This window comes from uncultured Bradyrhizobium sp. (assembly GCF_936943645.1).
In the GTDB taxonomy this organism is placed as follows: domain Bacteria; phylum Pseudomonadota; class Alphaproteobacteria; order Rhizobiales; family Xanthobacteraceae; genus Bradyrhizobium.
In genome coordinates this window covers 22,900-41,675 of record NZ_CAKZJO010000104.1, presented here as the reverse complement: position 1 = coordinate 41,675, position 18,776 = coordinate 22,900, and the positions used below count along the sequence as shown (strand labels likewise).

Here is an 18,776-nt window from a genome sequence, read left to right as displayed (position 1 = left end):
CGCTGCTAGCGCAAGCGCTTCTTTAGTGACGGGCAAGGGAGGTTTTCTTGATGGCTCTTCGACATTTTGGCACGGCTGCTGCTGTGGCACTCACGGTTGGTCTCGGCGCATCACCGGCGCTGGCCGTGACGGAAATCCAGTGGTGGCACGCGATGACCGGCGCCAACAACGACGTCATCGTCAAGCTCGCCAACGACTTCAACGCGGCGCAGACCGACTACAAGGTGATTCCGACCTACAAGGGCAACTACGCCGACACAATGAATGCGGGCATCGCCGCGTTCCGCGCCGGCAACGCCCCGCACATCATGCAGGTGTTCGAAGTCGGCACCGCGACCATGATGGCCGCGACCGGCGCCGTGAAGCCCGTCTACAAGCTGATGGCCGAAACCGGCGAGAAGTTCGATCCGAAAGCCTACCTGCCCGCGATCACCGGCTATTACTCGACCTCGAAGGGCGAGATGCTGTCGTTCCCCTTCAACTCGTCGTCGACCGTCATGTGGGTCAATCTGGATGAGCTGAAGAAGGCCAATGTCGAGATCCCCAAGACCTGGCCCGAAATGTTCACCGCGGCCAAGAAGCTCCATGACAACGGTCATGCGACGTGCGGCTTCTCCAACTCGTGGGTGACCTGGGTCAATCTCGAGCAGCTCTCGGCCTGGCATAACGTGCCGCTCTCGACCAAGGCCAACGGCCTCGACGGTTTCGACACCGTGCTCGAGTTCAACGGCCCGCTCCAGGTCAAGCATCTCGAGAAGCTGGTCGAGCTCCAGAAGGACAAGACCTACGACTATGCCGGCCGCACCAACACCGGCGAAGGCCGCTTCACCTCGGGCGAATGCCCGCTCTACCTGACCTCCTCGGCGTTCTTCGGCAACGTCAAGGCGCAGGCCAAGTTCAACTTCACCGCAGTGCCGATGCCGTATTATCCTGATGTCAAGGGCGCACCGCAGAACTCGATCATCGGCGGCGCCTCGCTCTGGATCATGGGCGGCAAGTCAGCCGCGGAATACAAGGGCGTCGCGAAGTTCCTGACCTTCCTCTCCGATACCGATCGCCAGGTCTACATCCACAAGTCATCCGGCTATCTGCCGATCACCAAGGCGGCCTATGAGAAGGCCAAGGCCGAGGGCTTCTACAAGGACCAGCCCTATCTCGAGACCCCGCTGCTCGAGCTGACCAACAAGGAGCCGACCGAGAATTCGCGCGGCCTGCGCCTTGGCAACATGGTCCAGCTGCGTGACGTCTGGGCGGAAGAAATCGAGCAGGCGCTCGCCGGCAAGAAGACCGCCAAGCAGGCGCTCGATGCCGCAGTCGAACGCGGCAACACCATGCTGCGTCAGTTCGAAAAGACCGCCGTGAAGTAAGGCGACGGACGGCAGGCCGGCCAAGCCGGCCTGCCGCTCCTGCGGGCATCATGCAAAAGCAAGCCATTTTCCAATCGAAGCTGTTGCCTTACGCGCTGGTTGCGCCGCAGCTCGCGATCGTCCTGATTTTCTTCTACTGGCCGGCCCTGCAGGCCGTGATCCAGTCCTTCCTGCTCCAGGACGCCTTCGGTCTGTCGACCAGCTTCGTCTGGTTCGACAATTACGTCGAGCTGTTCAGGGATCCCGCCTATTTCGAATCGATCCTCCGCACCTTCTTCTTCTCGTTCGCCATCGCGGTCTCGTCGCTGTCCTTTGCGCTGCTGCTCGCGGTGATGGCGGACAAGCCGCTGCGCGGCTCGACGCTCTACCGCACGCTGCTGATCTGGCCCTATGCGGTCGCGCCGCCGGTCGTCGGCGTCCTCTGGATCTTCATGCTGCATCCCTCGCTCGGTGTGATCTCGCGCTATCTGCGCGCCGCCGGGATCGACTGGAACCCGCTGCTCGACGGCGACCAGGCCGCGTCGCTGATCATCCTCGCCGCCGCCTGGAAGCAGATCTCCTACAATTTCCTGTTCTTCCTCGCAGGCCTGCAGGCGATCCCGAAAAGCGTGCTCGAAGCCGCCGCGATCGACGGCGCGCGCCCGATGCGGCGGTTCTGGACCGTGACCTTCCCGCTGCTGTCGCCGACGATCTTCTTTCTCCTGGTCGTCAACATCGTCTACGCCTTCTTCGACACCTTCGGCATCATCGACACCATGACCCGCGGCGGTCCCGGCAAGTCGACGGAGACGCTGGTCTACAAGGTCTATTCCGACGGCCTGCTCGGCGGCAATCTCGGCAGCTCTGCTGCGCAATCGGTGGTCCTGATGATCATGGTCATCGTGCTCACGGGAATTCAGTTCCGCTTCGTCGAACGCAAGGTGACCTACTGATGGTCGAGGACGAGGGCATCCGGCGCTACGTCGCCCATTTCATCCTCTGGATCGGGATCGCGATCGTGGCCTTCCCGGTCTACATCGCGATCGTCGCCTCGACCCAGGACAACGCGCTGATCGCGAACGGGCAGATGTCCCTGCTGCCCGGCGGTCATTTCTTTGAGACCTACTACCAGACCATCTTCGTCGGCACGAGCGGCTCGACCCGCGAGCCGGTCGGCAACATGATGCTGAACTCGCTGGTAATGGCGCTGCTGATCGCGGTCGGCAAGATCGCGATCTCGATCATCTCGGCCTATGCGATCGTGTATTTCCGCTTTCCGTTCCGCATGCCGATCTTCTGGCTCATCTTCATCACCCTGATGCTGCCGGTCGAGGTCCGCATCTATCCGACCTACAAGATCGTCGCCGATCTGCACATGCTCGACAGCTATGCGGGCCTCGCGCTGCCGCTGATCGCCTCGGCCACCGCGACGCTACTGTTCCGCCAGTTCTTCATGACCGTGCCGGACGAGCTGCTGGAGGCCTCGCGCATCGACGGCGCCGGCCCCTTGCGCTTCTTCTGGGACACGCTGCTGCCGCTGTCGCGCACCAACATGGCGGCGCTGTTCGTGATCCTGTTCATCCTCGGCTGGAACCAGTATCTCTGGCCGCTGCTCATCACCACCCGCGACGACATGCAGACCATCCAGGTCGGCATCCGCAAGATGATCACCACCACCGACGCGCTGACCGAATGGCCGATCGTGATGGCAACCGCCGTGCTGGCCATGCTGCCGCCGGTCTTCGTCGTCGTCGTGATGCAGAAATTGTTCGTGCGCGGTCTGGTCGAGACGGAAAAGTAACAAGCGAGTTTTCATGGCTAACGTCACCCTGCGCAACGTCCGCAAGACCTATCCCGGCGGCTTCGAGGCCATCAAGGGCGTCAACGTCGATGTCGGCGACGGACAGTTTTGCGTGCTGGTCGGTCCCTCCGGCTGCGGCAAGTCCACATTGCTGCGCATGGTCGCCGGCCTCGAGACTGTCACCGGCGGCGAGATCGACATCGGCGGCCGTGTCGTCAACCAGGTCGAGCCCGCCGATCGCGACATCGCGATGGTGTTCCAGAACTACGCGCTCTATCCGCATATGAGCGTCTACAACAACATGGCCTACGGCCTGCGCAACCGCGGCATGGCGGAGGCCGAGATCAAGACCCGCGTCGAGGAAGCCGCACGCGTGCTCGAGCTGTCGCCGATGCTGGAGCGCAAGCCGCGTCAGCTCTCCGGCGGCCAGCGTCAGCGCGTCGCCATGGGCCGTGCCATCGTGCGCCAGCCGAAGGTGTTCCTGTTCGACGAGCCGTTGTCGAACCTCGACGCGAAACTCCGCATCGCGATGCGGGTCGAGATCCGCAAACTGCAGCGCCGGCTCAACACCACGTCGATCTACGTCACCCACGACCAGTTGGAGGCCATGACGCTTGCCGACATCCTCGTCGTGATGAACGGCGGCCAGGTCGAGCAGGTCGGCAATCCCCTCGCCATCTACGAGAAGCCGGCGACCACCTTCGTCGCCTCCTTCATCGGCGCTCCGCCGATGAATCTGATGTCGACGCGGCCCGAGGAGATCCGCTCGCAGCTCGCCGGCAGCGCGGCTGCCGATGCCGGCATCCTCGGCATCCGCCCGGAAGACTTCGTCATTACCGACCAGACCCCGGCCGGCGGCGTCGCCCTGCCGCTCACCGTGGAAGCGATCGAGCGCGTCGGCGCCGAAACCTTCGTCTACGGCTCGCGCGAGCAGGAAGAGCAGCACGTCGCCGCCACCCCCGGCGAGCTGCCGCCCGGCGAGATCATCGTCCGCATTCCCGGAACCGAAGCCCCCGCCATCGGCGCAAGGATCCGCGTTGCCGCGGTTCGCCAGAAGCTGCATCTGTTCAGCGGCGATGGACGGAAGCGGCTAGAGGCCTGAGCGTTCCGAGGCCCGCCGACCCAAAAGTGCGAAAACAACCCCATGCACAGTAGAAGGGGCTCTGTTTTCGTTGGGAAAATCCGTCTCGAAAATCGTCGTGCCGGCGCCGATTCCTGACGAAGCGTTCGGAGACATCGCTGACACATTCGCAGCGGCAAATGGACTGGATACGCCGCCATGGGCCATCCACAGCCTCCCGGCTACGTCCTTGAACACACAAGGGGATATGCCCATATTGCTGAGCAAGGGGTGCCTTGATCGGGCCCCGAAACACCAAAGTCGCTTCGAGAGGACTTTGTAAACTATGTCTCGTGTTCCCACGTTATCCAGTCCGTTCCTTCTGGGCTTCGACGAGATTGAGCGCGTGCTCGATCGCGTCGTCAAAGGCGCCGACGGCTACCCTCCCTACAACATCGAGAGGTGCGACCGATCGGACGGCCAGCCCGAGCGCTTACGCATCACGCTGGCGGTCGCCGGATTTACACGTGACCAACTCGATGTAACCATTGAGGAAAACCAGCTCGTGATCCGCGGGCGTCAGCAGGACGACAAGACCCGGCAATACATCCATCGCGGCATTGCCGCGCGCCACTTCCAGCGCACCTTCGTGCTGGCGGAGGGGATGCTGGTGCTGGGTGCGGATCTGAAGAACGGGTTGTTGTCGATCGACCTGGCCCGGCCTGAACCGGAGAGGATCGTTAAGACAATCGCTATCAATGAGCACGAATAATGGAACGAGTAGCGGACTCGACCGCTTAGTGTTCCAGAGGAGTCGAGACCATGAGTGAAGGTCACGTTGCGTTCGAATACGAAGCCAAGGCCGTCTCCCCGGAGACGCTGGCAACCCTCGGCGAAGGCCATATCGCCTATGTGAAGCAGATCCGCTCGGAGGACGTGCCGGGCCTGTTTCCCGAAGCGCCGAAAATCGCGCCGGGCCTCAAGCTCTTCGCGCTCCACGCCGCCGACGGCACGCCGATCATGCTGACCGACAGCCGGGAAGCTGCGATCGCCAACGCCTGGAGCAACGAACTGCAGGCCGTCAGCGTGCACTAAGCGCGCACGTCGCACAAAGAGAGTTTTGAGCGGGCATGCCTTCGGACGAAGGCGTGCCCGTTTTCATTTTGAGCGATAACGACGTGGCATCGTCATTGCGAGCGCAGCGAAGCAATCCAGACTGCTTCCGCAGCGGCCGTCTGGATTGCTTCGTCGCAAGAGCTCCTCGCAATGACGGTGTATCGGCGGCCGTGCCCACCATTGTTCACTTCAGCAAACTAAGCCCTTCGCGCGCGGTGTCGACGGCCCATTTGTCAGCCGGCGGCAGCGCGAGCACGCTGTCGAAATCGGCGCGCGCATGCTTGGGGTCGGATCGCATCATGTAGAGCAGGCCGCGACTGGCCAGCGTGACCTGGTTGTTCGGATCGAGCCGGAGCGCCTCGTTGTAGTCGACGAGCGCGCGATCGTACTGTTTGAGATCCCGGAACACGCCCGCACGATTGCGGTAGGCCTCCAAACTCCCCGGCTGTAATCGAATGGCTTCGTCGAGATCTGCAAGGGCACGTTTGTCGTCGCCCTTTCCGTGCAGAACCACGGCGCGAACGACATAGGCTTTCTCGAAAGACGGCATGATCCTGGTGACGTCATCCAGCTCGCGGATGGTGCCGTCGACATCGTCCTTCTTCAGGAACACCATGGCCCGGCAATAATGGCCGCCGGCACTTGCGGGCTCCAGACGGACGGCGCTGTCACAGTCAGCGAAAGCCGCATCGACGTCACCCTTGCCAAGACGAATGGTGCTGCGCAGCTCGTAAGGCAAGGCGGCGGCTGGATTGCGCTGCATCGCCTCGCTGTAGTCGGTGACGGCCCGGTCGGTGTCGCCCTTCGCAGCGTACGCCTCCCCTCTCTTGACCAGCGCACGGTAGGCCTGCTTGGGGCTGCGTTCGATCGCATCGGTGAATCCCGCAATCGCGAGATCGTAATCACCCTTGTTGAAATATTCCTCGGCGCGCGAGGCGTAGGACGCTCCGTAACCGGGATCGAGACGAATGGCCTCGTTGTAGTCGGCCATGGCGTGGTCGCGATCGCCCTTGGCGGAATAGGCGCGGCCGCGGCAATGATAGGCCCGCCCGAAATTCGGATCGATCCGGATCGCGGCGCTGCAATCCTCGAAGGCGCGAGTCCAGTCGTGCTTGATGTAATAGGCTTCGCCGCGCAGCTCGTAAGCGACCGCGTTGATCGGGTCGGCCGCGATGATCTCCGTCTTCTCCGCGATGACGCGATCATTCGACGCCTGGTCAGCGCGAGCCACGTCCGTCGCGGCGATGGCGAGGGAGCAAGCCAGACCCAGACCGACAAGCCGGCCGATCGAACCACACGTCATGTCGACAAATCCCCGCGCCGAAATTGTGCCGGTGGCAGGTCAGCATGGTGACGACATATCGCCGCGCCCGGCTGCAAGATCAGTCGCAGACGAAGCCGTGCGGGTTCGAACAGGAGAAAGCTTACGCCGCGGTCGCCGGCGGCAGGGCCAGCACGGAGTAGATCGCCTGGGCGTCGCGCGAGGCGCGCAGCTTCTTGGCGATGTCCTGGTCGCGCAAGAGGCGGGCGATGCGGGCGAGCGCCTTGAGATGATCGGCGCCGGCGCCTTCGGGAGCGAGCAGCAGGAAGACCAGATCGACCGGCTGGCCGTCCATGGCCTCGAAATCGATCGGACGATCGAGGCGTGCGAACAGGCCGAAGATCTTTTCCAGCTTGGGCAGCTTGCCGTGCGGAATGGCGACGCCATAGCCGACTGCTGTGGTGCCGAGCTTCTCACGCTGCAGCAGCACCTCGAACACGGAACGCTCGTTCTGTCCGGTCAACTCGGCGGCCTTGGCGGCGAGCTCCTGCAGAGCCTGCTTCTTGCTGTTGACCTTCAATGCCGGGAGAATCGCCTCGGGTGCGACCAGATCGGTAATCGGCATGGAAGGTTTCCGAGGTGAATTAAACCGTCAGGTTCCGAAATGGCCGGCTCAGTCGAATCGAGCCCGGCCGGCGGCAAGAAGGTGAAGCAGGAGGGGGACTTAGCCCCGATCCTGATGTGGGGCGCTTCTACTCCAACGCAATCCCGGTGCCAACTGCCGCGTGCGGCTTTGCCACGGTCATTGTTAAGCCCTGGGGATCATACGGGCTTTGGTTTCGGCCTAGCCGCCCGTCTTGCCGTCCGGTTTCGCACCAGGCGGGTCGATCCAGCCGACATTGCCGTCGGCCCGGCGGTAAATGATGTTCACCCGGCCGCTGGAGCCATGCTGGAATACCAGGCAGGGTGCCCCGCTGAGATCGAGTTCCATGACGGCCTCGCTGACCGACAGCGGCTTCAAGGAGGTGGTCGATTCGGCGATGATCACCGGGCTGTAGCCGGTCACCTCATCCTCGTCTTCACCCTCGCCCGGCGCCTCCAGCACGTAAGCCGTGGCGTCCAAGGCCGCGAGCGCAGCGGAGGCGACATGGGCCTTGCGGGCCGAGCGGTCCTTGAGGCGGCTCTTGTAGCGCTTGAGGCGCTTCTCGATCATCACCAGGGCCTGGTCGGCGCTGGCATAGGCATCCGGCGCGTTCGAATCGGCTTCCAGCGTGATGCCGGAATCCAGATGCAGTGCGCAGTCGGTACGGAAGCCGAAGCCGTCCTTGCTGAGCGTGATGTGGCCGGAATAATTGCCGTCGAAATATTTGCGCAGGACCTCTTCAGTCCGGTCGGTCACGCGGCCGCGCAGGGCCTCGCCGACACTGACGCTCTTGCCCGAAATCCGAAGAGTCATGTGATGCCTCGCTTGGTTTGCTTGCCAAGATTGGATCGGTCGCGAATGGAGGAGAGTAGCGCGATTTCGCGCCAGCGCAATCAGGCCGGTTCGGTGTTGCGGGAGCGATCGGACAGTGCGGTGGAGAGAACGTTACCAAGGGCGCTCTGCTTGTCGCGGCGGCGTTGCACCGAGGACGGAATGCGCATGGCTTCGCGGTACTTCGCGACCGTGCGGCGGGCAATATCAATTCCCGAGGCGCGCAAGCGTTCCACGATGGTGTCGTCGGACAGGATCGCGCTGGGCTCCTCCGAATCGATCAGCTGCTTGATGTGGTGGCGCACGGCTTCGGCTGAATGCGCTTCGCCCCCGTCGGCCGAGGCGATCGAAGCCGTGAAGAAATATTTCAGCTCGAACGTGCCGCGATTGGTCGCCATGTATTTGTTGGCGGTGACGCGCGACACCGTGGATTCGTGCATCTGGATGGCGTCGGCCACGGCCTTCAGATTGAGCGGCCGTAAGTGCGCCACGCCGTGGGTGAAGAAGCCGTCCTGCTGGCGCACGATCTCGGTCGCGACCTTCAGGATGGTACGGGCGCGCTGGTCGAGCGCGCGCACCAGCCAGGTCGCGTTCTGCAGCGCGTCGGTGAAATAGGATTTGTCGCCGTCCTTGCCGATCTTCTTCGACAGCTCGGAATAATAGGTCTGGTTGACCAGCACGCGCGGCAAGGTGTCGCTGTTGAGCTCGACATGCCAACCGCCGTCCGGACCCGGGCGGACATAGACGTCCGGCACCATGGTCTGCAAACGCGCCGAGCCGAACTTCATGCCGGGCTTGGGATTGAGGCGGCGGATCTCGCCGATCATGTCGGCAATGTCCTCGTCGTCGACGCCGCAGAGCTTTCGAAGTGCCGCGATGTCACGCTTGGCGAGGAGATCGAGATGCTCGACCAGGGCCTGCATCGCGGGGTCGTAGCGGTCAAGCTCACGGAGCTGGATCGCGAGGCACTCGCTCAAATTGCGCGCACAGACCCCGGGCGGGTCGAATTTTTGCAGCACGGCGAGGACGTCTTCGACGTCCTTTTGCGTTGCGCCGAGACGTTCCGCGGCCTGGCCGAGATCGGGCGGCAGATAGCCAGCCTCGTCGACGAGGTCGATGAGGTACTGGCCGATCATGCGCTGTGCGGCCCCGGTGAAGGCCACCGAAAGCTGCTCGGCGAGGTGGTCGGCAAGCGTCGTCTCGGCCGCGACGAAGGCTTCGAGATTGTAGTCCTCATCGCCGGAGGCGCCGCCGCCCCATTCGGTGTAGGTGGTCGGAGCGGCATCCTGGGCGTTGCGCGCGGCCGCCTCGGCAGGCTCCTCGGAGAAGACGTTGTCCAGGCCCGTGTCCAGGGTTTGCTCGATCTCGGCGCGGGTGCCGAGATCCTTGCTCATCCACTCTTCCTGGCCCGGCTCGAACGCCTCGCCCGGACCGCCGCCCGGCTCGTCGCTGCTGCCGCCGAAATCGTCGTTATCGCTGAACTGGCCGGCCTCGGCCGGGGCTTCGCCGCCCGGAGCCTCGTCGTTGGCCCGCTCCAGCAGCGGGTTCCGCTCGAGCTCCTCCTCCACGAAGGTCGTGAGATCGAGATTGGACAATTGCAGCAGCTTGATCGCCTGCATCAGCTGCGGCGTCATGACCAGCGACTGCGATTGCCGGAACTCTAATCTCTGCGTAAGCGCCATGAAGCAAGAACCGTTCCCAAAATTGGTCCGATTTTTGCTTATCCTAGTCCGGGCCCGATGTACACGTCTTGACGAAACGCAAAAACGGGCTAGAGGCGGAATTCCTCGCCAAGGTAAAGGCGGCGTACGTCCGGATCGGCGACGATCTCATCCGGACTCCCCTCGGTCAGGATTTCACCGGCATAGACGATATAGGCGCGATCGGTGAGGCCGAGCGTCTCACGCACATTGTGGTCGGTGATGAGCACGCCGATGCCGCGATTGGTGAGATGGCGGACGAGGTCCTGGATGTCGCCGACCGCGATCGGATCGATGCCCGCGAAGGGCTCGTCGAGCAGCATGTAGTTCGGACGCGTCGCCAGCGCGCGCGCAATCTCGACGCGGCGGCGTTCGCCGCCCGAGAGCGCGATCGACGGCGATTTGCGCAGGCGGGTGATGTTGAACTCGTCGAGCAGGGAATCGAGCTGCTCCTCGCGCTTCTTGCGCGAGGGCTCGACGACTTCGAGCACGGCGCGGATGTTCTGCTCGACGGTGAGGCCGCGGAAGATCGAGGCCTCCTGCGGCAGATAGCCGATCCCGAGCCGCGCGCGCTGGTACATCGGCAGCTTCGTGACGTCGTGGCCGTCGAGCTCGATCGCGCCGCGATCGGCCTTGATCAGGCCGGTGATCATGTAGAACACGGTGGTCTTGCCGGCGCCGTTCGGCCCGAGCAGGCCGACCGCTTCGCCGCGGCGCACATAGATGCTGACACCGCGCACCACCTTGCGGCTGCCATAGGCCTTTTCCACGCTATGCACAGCCAGGAAGCCCGGCCGCTTCAGGAGCTGAGGCCCGCCATCGCCATTCGACCTGGCGGCGTTCCGCAAGGGATGAACGGCCTGCGGACGTGGCTCGGCATGGTAATCGGGCTTGTAATCGCCTTGATAATCTCCCTGGAACTGATCGGGCGCATGCATCGCCTGGTCGCGCGCCAGCGGCGCCGAGTCCCTGATCGGGCTGGCCACCAGCCCGCCGACGCTGTCACCGAGCGCGGTGATGTCCTGACGCGCAAATCCTGGCCGGCCGCGCTTGGCGGGGCGCCGACGGAACATGCTGAAAAGATCGACCATCCCCGCCTTCTAGCCTTTCGCGACGATCCCGCGCGAATTCGCGGGGTCTGCCGCACCGGCCTCTCGATGAGCCGACGCAGCATGAGTGAAGGGATGTCTCATGCCCAGTGAAACACGCCCGAAAAGCGGCGGTCCCCGCTTCGAAAGCCCTGCGCGCTAGATACAGTCTCGCCGGCCAAGCTTCAACCTCGGTTCGGCAACATCCGAACCAAGCCTTTGAATTTATTTCGGTTTACTTGCGCCGGGCAATTGCAAAGGCGGCGCCCCGCCCCCCTTGCCCGAACCGCAATCGTTGCCGCCGCCCTGCGGCAGCAGCGCTTGGACCCGGCCATTGTCGGATTCCACGCGCGACACGCCTGTCGTCATGTCGACCATCAGCCGGTCGCCGCGCAGCACATTCTTGCACTGGGTCAGGACGACCTGGCCGGAACCGCCGAGCATGGTGATGAGATTGGTCTTGGTGTCGAACACGGCGGTGTCGCCGGTCACCACCTGGTCCTTCTGGGTGACCACGACGTTGCCGCGGGCCTCCAGCCGCTTGATCGAGGAGCTGCCGCCCGGACCTGGCTGCGCCGACTGCATCGGCGCACCCTTGGCCGCCTTGGCCGCAGGCTGAGGCGTGGCCGGCTTGTCGCCGCCACCCGATTCGTAAAACACCACCAGCGTCTTCGAGGTCATGGTGGTATCGCCCTGCACGACCTTCACGTTGCCGGCGAAGGTCGCCTCCTTCTTCTTGTCACGCATCTCGAGCGAAGCAGCCTCGATCTGGATCGGCTGGTCGCGATTCTGGGAAAAGCCCTGCATCGCGTTGGGCACGCCTTGCATGGTGCTCTGCGCGATGGCCGCGCCCGTGGCGGCGAACGCGATGCCGACGGCAAGTGCGGCCGCGCTGACGATGGCGCACCGCTTGTCGTCGCTGCGCGAAAAGATGTTGGTCATGAAAATCACTTTGAATTGGCAGACTTGTTCTGAGGCGTACGCGTCTTCACCGGCGGCGCAGGCTCGACCGGCGCAGGCTGTGCGGCCGGCTCGTCCAGCTTGTCCAGATGCATCACCACATTGCCTTCGAAACGGATGACGTCGCCGCCTTCGGTGATGCGCAAGCGGTCCGCGGTCAACGTGCCGTTGGTCAGCTTGACGTCGACACGCTCGTCCGAGGACACCGTGCCCTTGTTCATGTCGACGAAGGCGGAGTTCAGCCGCGCTTCATAGCCGGTGGAGGTGCGCAGGAAGATGTCCTTGTGCAGATCGAGCTGCTGCTGCTTGTTGTCGAAGCGGCCGGTGCGGGCATCGAGGAGCAGGGTCGATTGATCCTCCATCAGCACCTTCGCGCGCAAATCGTTGAGATCGACATGGTCGGGATCGGTGATGTCCTGCGTCGCGGTCTTGGCCCAGAGCTCGTAGGGCCGCTGATCCGGCGTGAAGCCGGACAGATGCGGCGATTCCATCGTGATCTTGGTGCCCGACACCACCAGGTTCTCGACGGTGAGCGGCAGCTCCGGCATCCTGAACTTGTTGAAGAACGCGATGTAGATGATCACGGCCATGGCCACGACCACCGTCGCCGGAACCGAGACCCGCAGAATCCGCACCAGGCGGCTGTGGCGCGCCGCGCTGGCAAACTTCGCCGCAAGCGCGGCATCGTAGGTGGTACTGTGGGCCGAATTCACCTGCGCTCCTGAGGTGTCGCTCGCCAGGCCGGGTTGAGGGGCAAATCCATTGTACCCGTCATGGCCCCAATGTGCAGCCTGGACAGCCTTGGACATATCAGCCTTGGCATATCGGGCTTCGACAGGCCGCACGAAAGTGTCCGAAACGGGGCGCAGCCCAAGTCTAACCGACGGGTCAGGGCTCAGGAATGCGCGAAAATGTCCTCTTCCTCCCAGCCCTGGAGGTCGAGCAGGGCACGGGTCGGCAGGAAGTCGAAACAGGCTTTTGCGAGCGCGGTGCGGCCCTCCCGGACCAGCATGGCATCCAGCCGTTCGCGCAAGGCATGCAGATGCAGCACGTCGGATGCGGCATAGGCGAGCTGCGGCTCGGTCAGGCTGTCGGAACCCCAGTCGCTGGACTGCTGCTGCTTGGACAGGTCGACATTGAGCACCTCGCGCACGAGGTCTTTCAGGCCGTGGCGGTCGGTGTAGGTGCGGGTCAGGCGGGAGGCAATCTTGGTGCAGTAAATCGGCCCGGTCATGACGCCGAAGGTCTGGTACAGCACCGCGACGTCGAACCGCGCGAAGTGGAAGATCTTTGTGATGGCGGGATTGGCCAGGAGGGCCTTCAGGTTCGGCGCGTCGGTATGGCCCTTGGGGATCTGCACCACGTCGGCGCTGCCGTCGCCGGGCGAGAGCTGCACCACGCAGAGCCGGTCGCGATGCGGATTCAGCCCCATGGTCTCGGTGTCGATCGCAACCGCTCCGGTGTAGCGGGACAGGTCGGGCAGGTCGCCGCGGTGCAGGCGTACGGTCATGGCGTTTCAAAACCTCGGGTCGAATTCGGTTGCGTCGGCACAATAGCTAATTCGGATTGCCCGCGATGTAGCCATTGCCGGCGGGCCGCGCAAGCGCGGGGTTCGGTCAGATCGCCGCCAGCATGATGCAGATCATCGCCGCGACCGTGATGCGGCTCGGGCCGTCGCGGAAGGCGTAGAGAATGGGATCGTCGGGCATCTCGCGGCGATGCGCCATCATCAGGGCGCGGCCAAACCAGTACAGCAGCAGCGGGGTCAGCAGCCACAGCATCCAGGGTCGGCTGTACAGCGGCGTCACCGCGGTCGAGGAGACATAGAGCGAGAACACGGTCACCGCGTTCATCGCGCTCGCCGCCGCCATCGCGCCGATGACGTGCAGATCGGTGACGCGATAGTCGCGGTTGGAGGGATCGGCGAGGCCGGCGCTCTCGCGCATGCTGAGCTCGCTGAAGCGCTTGATCAGAGCCAGCGAGGTGAACACGAACAGCGAGAAGATCAGCAGCCATTCCGACAGCACCACGCCGACGCCGACCGCGCCGGCAACGATGCGCAGCGTGTAGAGGCCGGCGAGCGTGACGATATCGACCAGCATCTTGCGCTTGAGCACGAGCGAATAGGCGATCGTGGTGGCGAGATAGGCGCCGAGCACGCCGAGGAACAGCGGCGAGATGAAGAGGGCGGCCGCGACTGCGAACAGCCACAGCGCGGGGATCGCCGCCAGCGCCGAGGAGATCGGCAAGTCGCCGGCCGCGAGCGCGCGATGGCGCTTGGTCGGATGCTGCCGGTCGGCGGCGAGATCCAGCAGATCGTTCATCAGATAGGCGCCCGACGCACAGGCCGAAAACGCCAGGAACGCCAGCAGCGCGGAACCGAGCGAGGCAAAGTTGAGCTGATGCGCGGTGATGACGGGCACGAACACCAGCGTGTTCTTGGCGTATTGATAGACGCGCAGCGCCTTGGCCCAGGTCTTCAGGCTGGCACGGCCCCGCGCGCGCGCACTGACGCGCGCGAGGGAGGCGCGATCGAAGGGGAGGTCGCCTGCGGCGAGATCCGCCGGCGCAACCACGCCGTCGAAACCGAGATGCGCTGCGATGCAAGCGGCATGACGGGCGAAGCGGTCGGCGACCAGATAGATCTTCTCGCCCCGCGCCCGCGCCGCCAGCGCCTGGTTCAGCACATCGGACTCATAGGGCAGATGGGCGTAGTCGATCTCGGCCTTCGCCAGAATATCGGTAAGCGCCGCCATACCCGGTCGTCCGCCCGCGCCGAAGCGGGCCAACATGCGGCCGGGGCTGGAGAACAGCGCCTCCATCAGCAGCTCGGACCGCAGCAGGCCGCCTTCGAGATCGACGAGCAGCGTCCGCGCCGCCGCGGGGGCTGCCGACGGGGTCGATACGCCAGAATCGTAGTGCCGGGCAGGCTGCTCCATCCGAAAACGCTCTTAACTGCCGCAAATGACCGGCATCCGGCCGGGGAGCAGGGATATGGACGGCCGCGAGCCTAGGGGGCATTCGCTAAGGGCGGCTTAATCGGGCGGACGGCAGCGCAAGCCGCGGCGGTCAGGCTCGCTGGACTTGGCAAAAACCCCATTTTCGTCAGAGTGATGGATGGGATGCCGCCCCCGCGCTCACGGCGACTTCTTCTGCGCCGGCGCGGCCGGCCTGGCGGGCCCCGCCTGGGCCTGTGGTTGCGCGGATGCGGCGTCGGGCGTGGCGATGGCGATCGCGAACAGGCGCCATTGCCCGCCGACGATCTGAAAGGTGAGATCGAATTTGATCTGCTGCGGCTGGGTCGGAAAGTAACCGGCAAGACGCAGCATGCCCTGTGGGTCGCGTGCGGGCGCGTCGGTGAATTGTGGCGCCAGCAATGCAACGCCGTAGAGATCGAAATTGCGACGCCGCAGGTCGAGGAAATTCAGCCCGAGATCGGCGGCGGTGTTGCGCGCCTGGAAATCGGGCGCGGCGAGGTCGCGCAGCACGGTGTAATTGCCGGTGCGGTTGGCATCGTTGAGGGTGAGCAATGTCGAGCGGATCAGATAGAGCGCCTGCTCCAGCGAGACGGGCAGCGTTGGCTGCGCGGCAGCTGCAGCCGGCGCGGGCGCCTTCTGTTGAGCCCATGCAGTGTGGCTGCCGCTCATCAGCAGCGCCAGCGCCATCGCGGCGCGCGCGATCAGTTGCGCCGAATTGCAAAAGCCCGCCATCACCAGCCGACGCGCATTCCGACGCGGCCCCCTAATCCACCGCCATTGGTGCCGTAGGTCAGGCCGCCACTGGCCTGCACATTCTCGCTGACGCGCAGCGCCGCGCTCATGGAGAGCGCATTGGTGTTCTGGAAGGTGCCCCAGTTCATGCTCATCGCGATCTTCTCGGACGGCATCAGCCATGGCGAGCCGGACATCGCAAAAGCCATCGCAACACCGTTGATCGCCTTGCCGGTCCTGCCGTCGATCTCGTTGAGGCGGGCGTTGATGCCGGCGAGCTGGCTGTTGATGTTCGCGATTTCGCCTGAGCCTGCAAGCCCGAGTGCACCGAGCGAGGTCGCGGCGAGATTGCCGGCGGCATCCGTCGTGACCAGCTGCACCGGTCCGGACTGCGCCGCCGTGCTCGCGGCCGAGGTGAGGCCTGTCATCGTGTAGGTATTGCTCGCGGTGCCGAAGACCTGCTGGTTCGTGCGCGTCGCGGCGGCACCATTGCCGATCGCGGTGGAATTCGCGAGCGTCGCCGACGCACCATTGCCAAAGGCCGACGAATTCGCGCCGGTGGCATTGGCGCCGTTGCCGACCGCGGTGTTCGCAACACCATCTCCGCTTGCGTTGGCGCCGTTTCCGACCGCAATGTTGAAGCTGCCGGTCCCGCTGGCATTGGATTGCGTGCCGTTCGCGATATTCCTCGAATTGGCGCCGTTGGCATTCGCCAGATAGCCGGTAGCCGCGTTCGAGCTGTTGGTGCCAAATGCGGTGGCGGCGTTGCCGGTGGCGACGTTATAGCTTCCGGACCCGCTCGCGTTGGTATTCACGCCGGTCGCGATATTGAAGCTATTGTCGCCGGTCGCGTTGGAGTTTGGGCCGGTCGCGATGTTAGCGCTGCCGTTGCCGTAGGCGTTGGCGTTGGTCCCCGTCGCGGTGTTGGAGCTGTTGTCGCCGTAAGCCCTGGCGAGAAACCCGTTCGCAACATTTCTGCTGTTGTTGCCGGAGGCATTGGAACTGCGCCCGGTCGCAACGTTCCTGCTGTTGTCTCCGTTGGCGAGGGCGGTCAGCCCGGTCGCGAGATTGCCGCTGTTGTTGCCACTGGCGTTGGCTCCGGCGCCGGTCGCGATATTGTTGCTGTTGTCGCCGCTGGCTTGCGCGTTGTTACCGGACGCGATGTTTTTGCTGGTGTCACCGCTGGCGATGGCTCCCGCTCCGGTCGCGCTGTTGAAGCTGTTGTTGCCGCTGGCGTTGGCATTGTTTCCGGTCGCCATGTTGGAGCTGCTGTGGCCGCTGGCGTTGGCGGAACCGACGGCAATATTGCTGCTGGCATTTCCGTCAGCGTAAGCGCCGCTCCCGATCGCGGAGTTGTTGCTGCCCGCACCCGGCGCGGAGGCGGAGGGCCCGCAGGCAAAATTGCCCGCTGATCCGGCGGCCGAGGCGCCTTGCTCGGACGCGGCCCCATCCACGCACACGAACTGAGCCCGGGCGTCCGGACCGCCGGCGCAGGCCGTGATCACGGCAATGAGCGCTGTTGCCAGAATGGCGGCTACTCGCGTCCGCGGTGAAATCATCATGTCGGTTCCCCCGTCTTCCAAACTCGCAACCGGCAAGAAGAAGAATGAAGACCGCCGTCAATTCCAGTCCCAGCCCGTCACCACGCCAATGCATTTGACGCCTTCGCGACAAAGCATGCGGCCTAGGGTTTTGGGAAGGCGCTCGATGCGCAAAGGCCTGCGCGGCATTGCGTCCTCCCATGTTCATGGGGGGCCCCGCCCGATGCCGGCTTCTCAGTCCGCGCACTCCTTTTCGCGAGGAGGGAACCGTTGGCGGAGCGCCCCGGCTGTTGCATGGAACCCACAGCGGCGCTCGAACTGCCCGAATCGGCCGAGCCAATGGCGCGCGCCCCGTGGAATTCATGCGGGCCCTCCCTATCTGCCCATTTCTCTCCCACTCACCACGAATCGAGACCCATGACCGAACAGACGCTCGCCGCGCCGATCGACAACCCCAGGGAACGCCAGCGCGGCTTCTCGCGCTACCAGGCGCTCCTCATCGCGCTGCTCGCGTTCACGCAGTTCACGATCATCCTCGATTTCATCATCATGTCGCCGCTCGGCGCCATCCTGATGCCCGCGCTCGACATCACCGCTGCGCAATTCGGCGTCGCGGTGTCGGCCTACGCGTTCAGCGCGGGATTGTCGGGCATCCTCGCCGCCGGCTTTGCCGATCGCTTCGACCGCAAGCGGATCCTGCTGTTCTTCTATGTCGGCTTCACGCTCGGCACCATGCTCTGCGCGGTGGCGCCGAACTATCACGTGCTGCTGATGGGCCGGATCGTGACGGGCCTGTTCGGCGGCGTGATCGGCTCGATCGTGCTCGCCATCATCACCGATCTGTTCCCGCTCTCCATGCGCGGCCGCGTGATGGGATTCATCCAGACCTCGTTCGCGGCGAGCCAGGTGCTCGGCATTCCCGCAGGCCTGTTTCTCGCCAATCACTGGAGCTGGCACGTCTGCTTCATCGCGATCGTCATCGTGTCGATCGTCGCGATCGCCGTCATCGCCTTCGCCATGGAGCCGGTCGATGCGCATCTGAAGCTGAAGCAGGACAGAAACCCGTTCCACCACCTGATCGCGACCGTCGCACAGCCGCGCTACACCCTGGCCTTCGCCGTCACGACGCTGCTGGCGACGGGCGGATACATGCTGATGCCGTTCTCCAGCGCCTTCACCGTGAACAATCTCGGTATCGACATGGCGCATCTGCCGACGATCTATCTCGTCTCCGGCCTGTTCAGCATCGTCACGGGGCCACTGGTCGGCCGGGCCAGCGACGCCTTCGGCAAATACCCGACCTTCGTGTTCGGCTGCGTGATGACCGTGATCATGGTGCTGATCTACACCCATCTCGGCCACGTCTCGCTGGTGACCGCGATCACCGTCAACGTGCTGATGTTCGTCGGCATCTTCTCGCGCATGATCCCGTCGCAGGCGCTGATATCGGCAATCCCCGACGCGACCCAGCGCGGCTCGTTCAGCGCGGTCAGCGCCTCGCTGCAGCAACTCTCCGGCGGCCTCGGCTCGGTGCTGGCAGCCGCGATCGTCGCGCAGGGACCGGACGGTTCGCTGCTCCATTTCGACCGGATCGGCTACGTCGTGGTCACGACGACGCTGGTCACGCTGGTCGCGATGTATTTCGTGCAGAAGGAGGTGGCGGAGCGGGCGGGGAGAAGCGTGATGTGAGGGCGGGCGAATCCACTGATGCCACGAACC

General features: G+C 64.2%; 18 protein-coding genes. 7 read left to right on the top strand and 11 right to left on the bottom strand.

The features are described from left to right. The first annotated feature begins 50 nt into the window (after positions 1-50). From ugpB to Q0743_RS30550, 6 genes are all read left to right on the top strand, one after another. Positions 51-1,367 (top strand): sn-glycerol-3-phosphate ABC transporter substrate-binding protein UgpB, encoded by a 1,317-nt coding sequence (gene ugpB, locus Q0743_RS30575; protein ID WP_298245148.1) that lies wholly within the window; start codon positions 51-53, stop codon positions 1,365-1,367. Positions 1,368-1,417: 50 nt separating this feature from the next. Next, positions 1,418-2,299, top strand: a complete 882-nt coding sequence (gene ugpA / locus Q0743_RS30570) for a sn-glycerol-3-phosphate ABC transporter permease UgpA (protein WP_298245147.1) — start codon at positions 1,418-1,420, stop codon at positions 2,297-2,299. Continuing rightward, positions 2,299-3,147: a sn-glycerol-3-phosphate ABC transporter permease UgpE gene (ugpE, locus tag Q0743_RS30565; RefSeq protein ID WP_298245146.1), complete on the top strand. Its 849-nt coding sequence runs from the start codon at positions 2,299-2,301 to the stop codon at positions 3,145-3,147. The genes ugpA and ugpE overlap by 1 nt, the downstream gene beginning before the upstream one ends. 13 nt (positions 3,148-3,160) lie before the next feature. Continuing rightward, positions 3,161-4,249, top strand: a complete 1,089-nt coding sequence (locus Q0743_RS30560; RefSeq protein ID WP_298245145.1) for a sn-glycerol-3-phosphate import ATP-binding protein UgpC — start codon at positions 3,161-3,163, stop codon at positions 4,247-4,249. Positions 4,250-4,553: 304 nt separating this feature from the next. Next, positions 4,554-4,979 (top strand): Hsp20 family protein, encoded by a 426-nt coding sequence (locus tag Q0743_RS30555; RefSeq protein ID WP_011083554.1) that lies wholly within the window; start codon positions 4,554-4,556, stop codon positions 4,977-4,979. Between the two features lie 50 nt (positions 4,980-5,029). After that, on the top strand, positions 5,030-5,302 hold the full coding sequence (locus Q0743_RS30550; RefSeq protein ID WP_100178644.1) for a DUF1150 domain-containing protein: 273 nt from the start codon (positions 5,030-5,032) through the stop codon (positions 5,300-5,302). 205 nt (positions 5,303-5,507) lie between these two features. Here Q0743_RS30550 and Q0743_RS30545 read toward each other — a convergent pair whose 3' ends face one another. The 11 genes from Q0743_RS30545 to Q0743_RS30495 form a co-directional block, all read right to left on the bottom strand. Beyond that, positions 5,508-6,554, bottom strand: coding sequence for a tetratricopeptide repeat protein (locus Q0743_RS30545; RefSeq protein ID WP_298245144.1), 1,047 nt, complete (start codon positions 6,552-6,554; stop codon positions 5,508-5,510). 193 nt (positions 6,555-6,747) lie between these two features. Then, positions 6,748-7,209: a PTS IIA-like nitrogen regulatory protein PtsN gene (gene ptsN / locus Q0743_RS30540; RefSeq protein WP_008141251.1), complete on the bottom strand. Its 462-nt coding sequence runs from the start codon at positions 7,207-7,209 to the stop codon at positions 6,748-6,750. Positions 7,210-7,428: 219 nt separating this feature from the next. Further along, a complete protein-coding gene (raiA, locus tag Q0743_RS30535; protein WP_298245143.1) occupies positions 7,429-8,040 on the bottom strand; it encodes a ribosome-associated translation inhibitor RaiA in 612 nt (203 codons plus the stop codon). An 80-nt stretch (positions 8,041-8,120) separates the two neighbouring features. Then, positions 8,121-9,740, bottom strand: coding sequence for an RNA polymerase factor sigma-54 (gene rpoN / locus Q0743_RS30530; protein ID WP_298245142.1), 1,620 nt, complete (start codon positions 9,738-9,740; stop codon positions 8,121-8,123). A gap of 89 nt (positions 9,741-9,829) precedes the next feature. Then, positions 9,830-10,849: an LPS export ABC transporter ATP-binding protein gene (lptB, locus tag Q0743_RS30525; protein WP_298245141.1), complete on the bottom strand. Its 1,020-nt coding sequence runs from the start codon at positions 10,847-10,849 to the stop codon at positions 9,830-9,832. A 222-nt stretch (positions 10,850-11,071) separates the two neighbouring features. Further along, entirely contained in the window at positions 11,072-11,788 is a 717-nt protein-coding gene (locus tag Q0743_RS30520; RefSeq protein WP_298245140.1) for an LptA/OstA family protein, read from the bottom strand. A 5-nt stretch (positions 11,789-11,793) separates the two neighbouring features. Then, entirely contained in the window at positions 11,794-12,519 is a 726-nt protein-coding gene (gene lptC / locus Q0743_RS30515; protein ID WP_298245194.1) for an LPS export ABC transporter periplasmic protein LptC, read from the bottom strand. A gap of 182 nt (positions 12,520-12,701) precedes the next feature. Beyond that, positions 12,702-13,316 carry a ribonuclease D gene (locus Q0743_RS30510; RefSeq protein WP_097663313.1) on the bottom strand — a complete coding sequence of 205 codons (615 nt, stop codon included), beginning with the start codon at positions 13,314-13,316 and terminating at the stop codon, positions 12,702-12,704. A 106-nt stretch (positions 13,317-13,422) separates the two neighbouring features. Continuing rightward, positions 13,423-14,745 (bottom strand): UbiA family prenyltransferase, encoded by a 1,323-nt coding sequence (locus Q0743_RS30505; protein ID WP_298245139.1) that lies wholly within the window; start codon positions 14,743-14,745, stop codon positions 13,423-13,425. A 198-nt stretch (positions 14,746-14,943) separates the two neighbouring features. Beyond that, entirely contained in the window at positions 14,944-15,516 is a 573-nt protein-coding gene (locus tag Q0743_RS30500; RefSeq protein ID WP_298245138.1) for a hypothetical protein, read from the bottom strand. Further along, positions 15,516-16,775 (bottom strand): hypothetical protein, encoded by a 1,260-nt coding sequence (locus Q0743_RS30495; protein WP_298245137.1) that lies wholly within the window; start codon positions 16,773-16,775, stop codon positions 15,516-15,518. Before Q0743_RS30495 ends, Q0743_RS30500 begins: the two co-directional genes overlap by 1 nt. Positions 16,776-17,474: 699 nt before the next feature. Between Q0743_RS30495 and Q0743_RS30490 the strand changes: the two genes are divergently transcribed. Continuing rightward, positions 17,475-18,746 (top strand): MFS transporter, encoded by a 1,272-nt coding sequence (locus Q0743_RS30490; RefSeq protein ID WP_298245136.1) that lies wholly within the window; start codon positions 17,475-17,477, stop codon positions 18,744-18,746. The last annotated feature ends 30 nt before the right edge of the window (positions 18,747-18,776 follow it).

Coding starts and splice junctions, on each gene's coding strand:
- ugpB (WP_298245148.1), top strand. CDS start 51: ATGGCTCTTCGACATTTTGGCACGGCTGCTGCTGTGGCACTCACGGTT.
- ugpA (WP_298245147.1), top strand. CDS start 1,418: ATGCAAAAGCAAGCCATTTTCCAATCGAAGCTGTTGCCTTACGCGCTG.
- ugpE (WP_298245146.1), top strand. CDS start 2,299: ATGGTCGAGGACGAGGGCATCCGGCGCTACGTCGCCCATTTCATCCTC.
- Q0743_RS30560 (WP_298245145.1), top strand. CDS start 3,161: ATGGCTAACGTCACCCTGCGCAACGTCCGCAAGACCTATCCCGGCGGC.
- Q0743_RS30555 (WP_011083554.1), top strand. CDS start 4,554: ATGTCTCGTGTTCCCACGTTATCCAGTCCGTTCCTTCTGGGCTTCGAC.
- Q0743_RS30550 (WP_100178644.1), top strand. CDS start 5,030: ATGAGTGAAGGTCACGTTGCGTTCGAATACGAAGCCAAGGCCGTCTCC.
- ptsN (WP_008141251.1), bottom strand. CDS start 7,209: ATGCCGATTACCGATCTGGTCGCACCCGAGGCGATTCTCCCGGCATTG.
- raiA (WP_298245143.1), bottom strand. CDS start 8,040: ATGACTCTTCGGATTTCGGGCAAGAGCGTCAGTGTCGGCGAGGCCCTG.
- rpoN (WP_298245142.1), bottom strand. CDS start 9,740: ATGGCGCTTACGCAGAGATTAGAGTTCCGGCAATCGCAGTCGCTGGTC.
- lptB (WP_298245141.1), bottom strand. CDS start 10,849: ATGGTCGATCTTTTCAGCATGTTCCGTCGGCGCCCCGCCAAGCGCGGC.
- Q0743_RS30520 (WP_298245140.1), bottom strand. CDS start 11,788: ATGACCAACATCTTTTCGCGCAGCGACGACAAGCGGTGCGCCATCGTC.
- Q0743_RS30510 (WP_097663313.1), bottom strand. CDS start 13,316: ATGACCGTACGCCTGCACCGCGGCGACCTGCCCGACCTGTCCCGCTAC.
- Q0743_RS30505 (WP_298245139.1), bottom strand. CDS start 14,745: ATGGAGCAGCCTGCCCGGCACTACGATTCTGGCGTATCGACCCCGTCG.
- Q0743_RS30500 (WP_298245138.1), bottom strand. CDS start 15,516: ATGGCGGGCTTTTGCAATTCGGCGCAACTGATCGCGCGCGCCGCGATG.
- Q0743_RS30495 (WP_298245137.1), bottom strand. CDS start 16,775: ATGGCGACCGGAAACAATGCCAACGCCAGCGGCAACAACAGCTTCAAC.
- Q0743_RS30490 (WP_298245136.1), top strand. CDS start 17,475: ATGACCGAACAGACGCTCGCCGCGCCGATCGACAACCCCAGGGAACGC.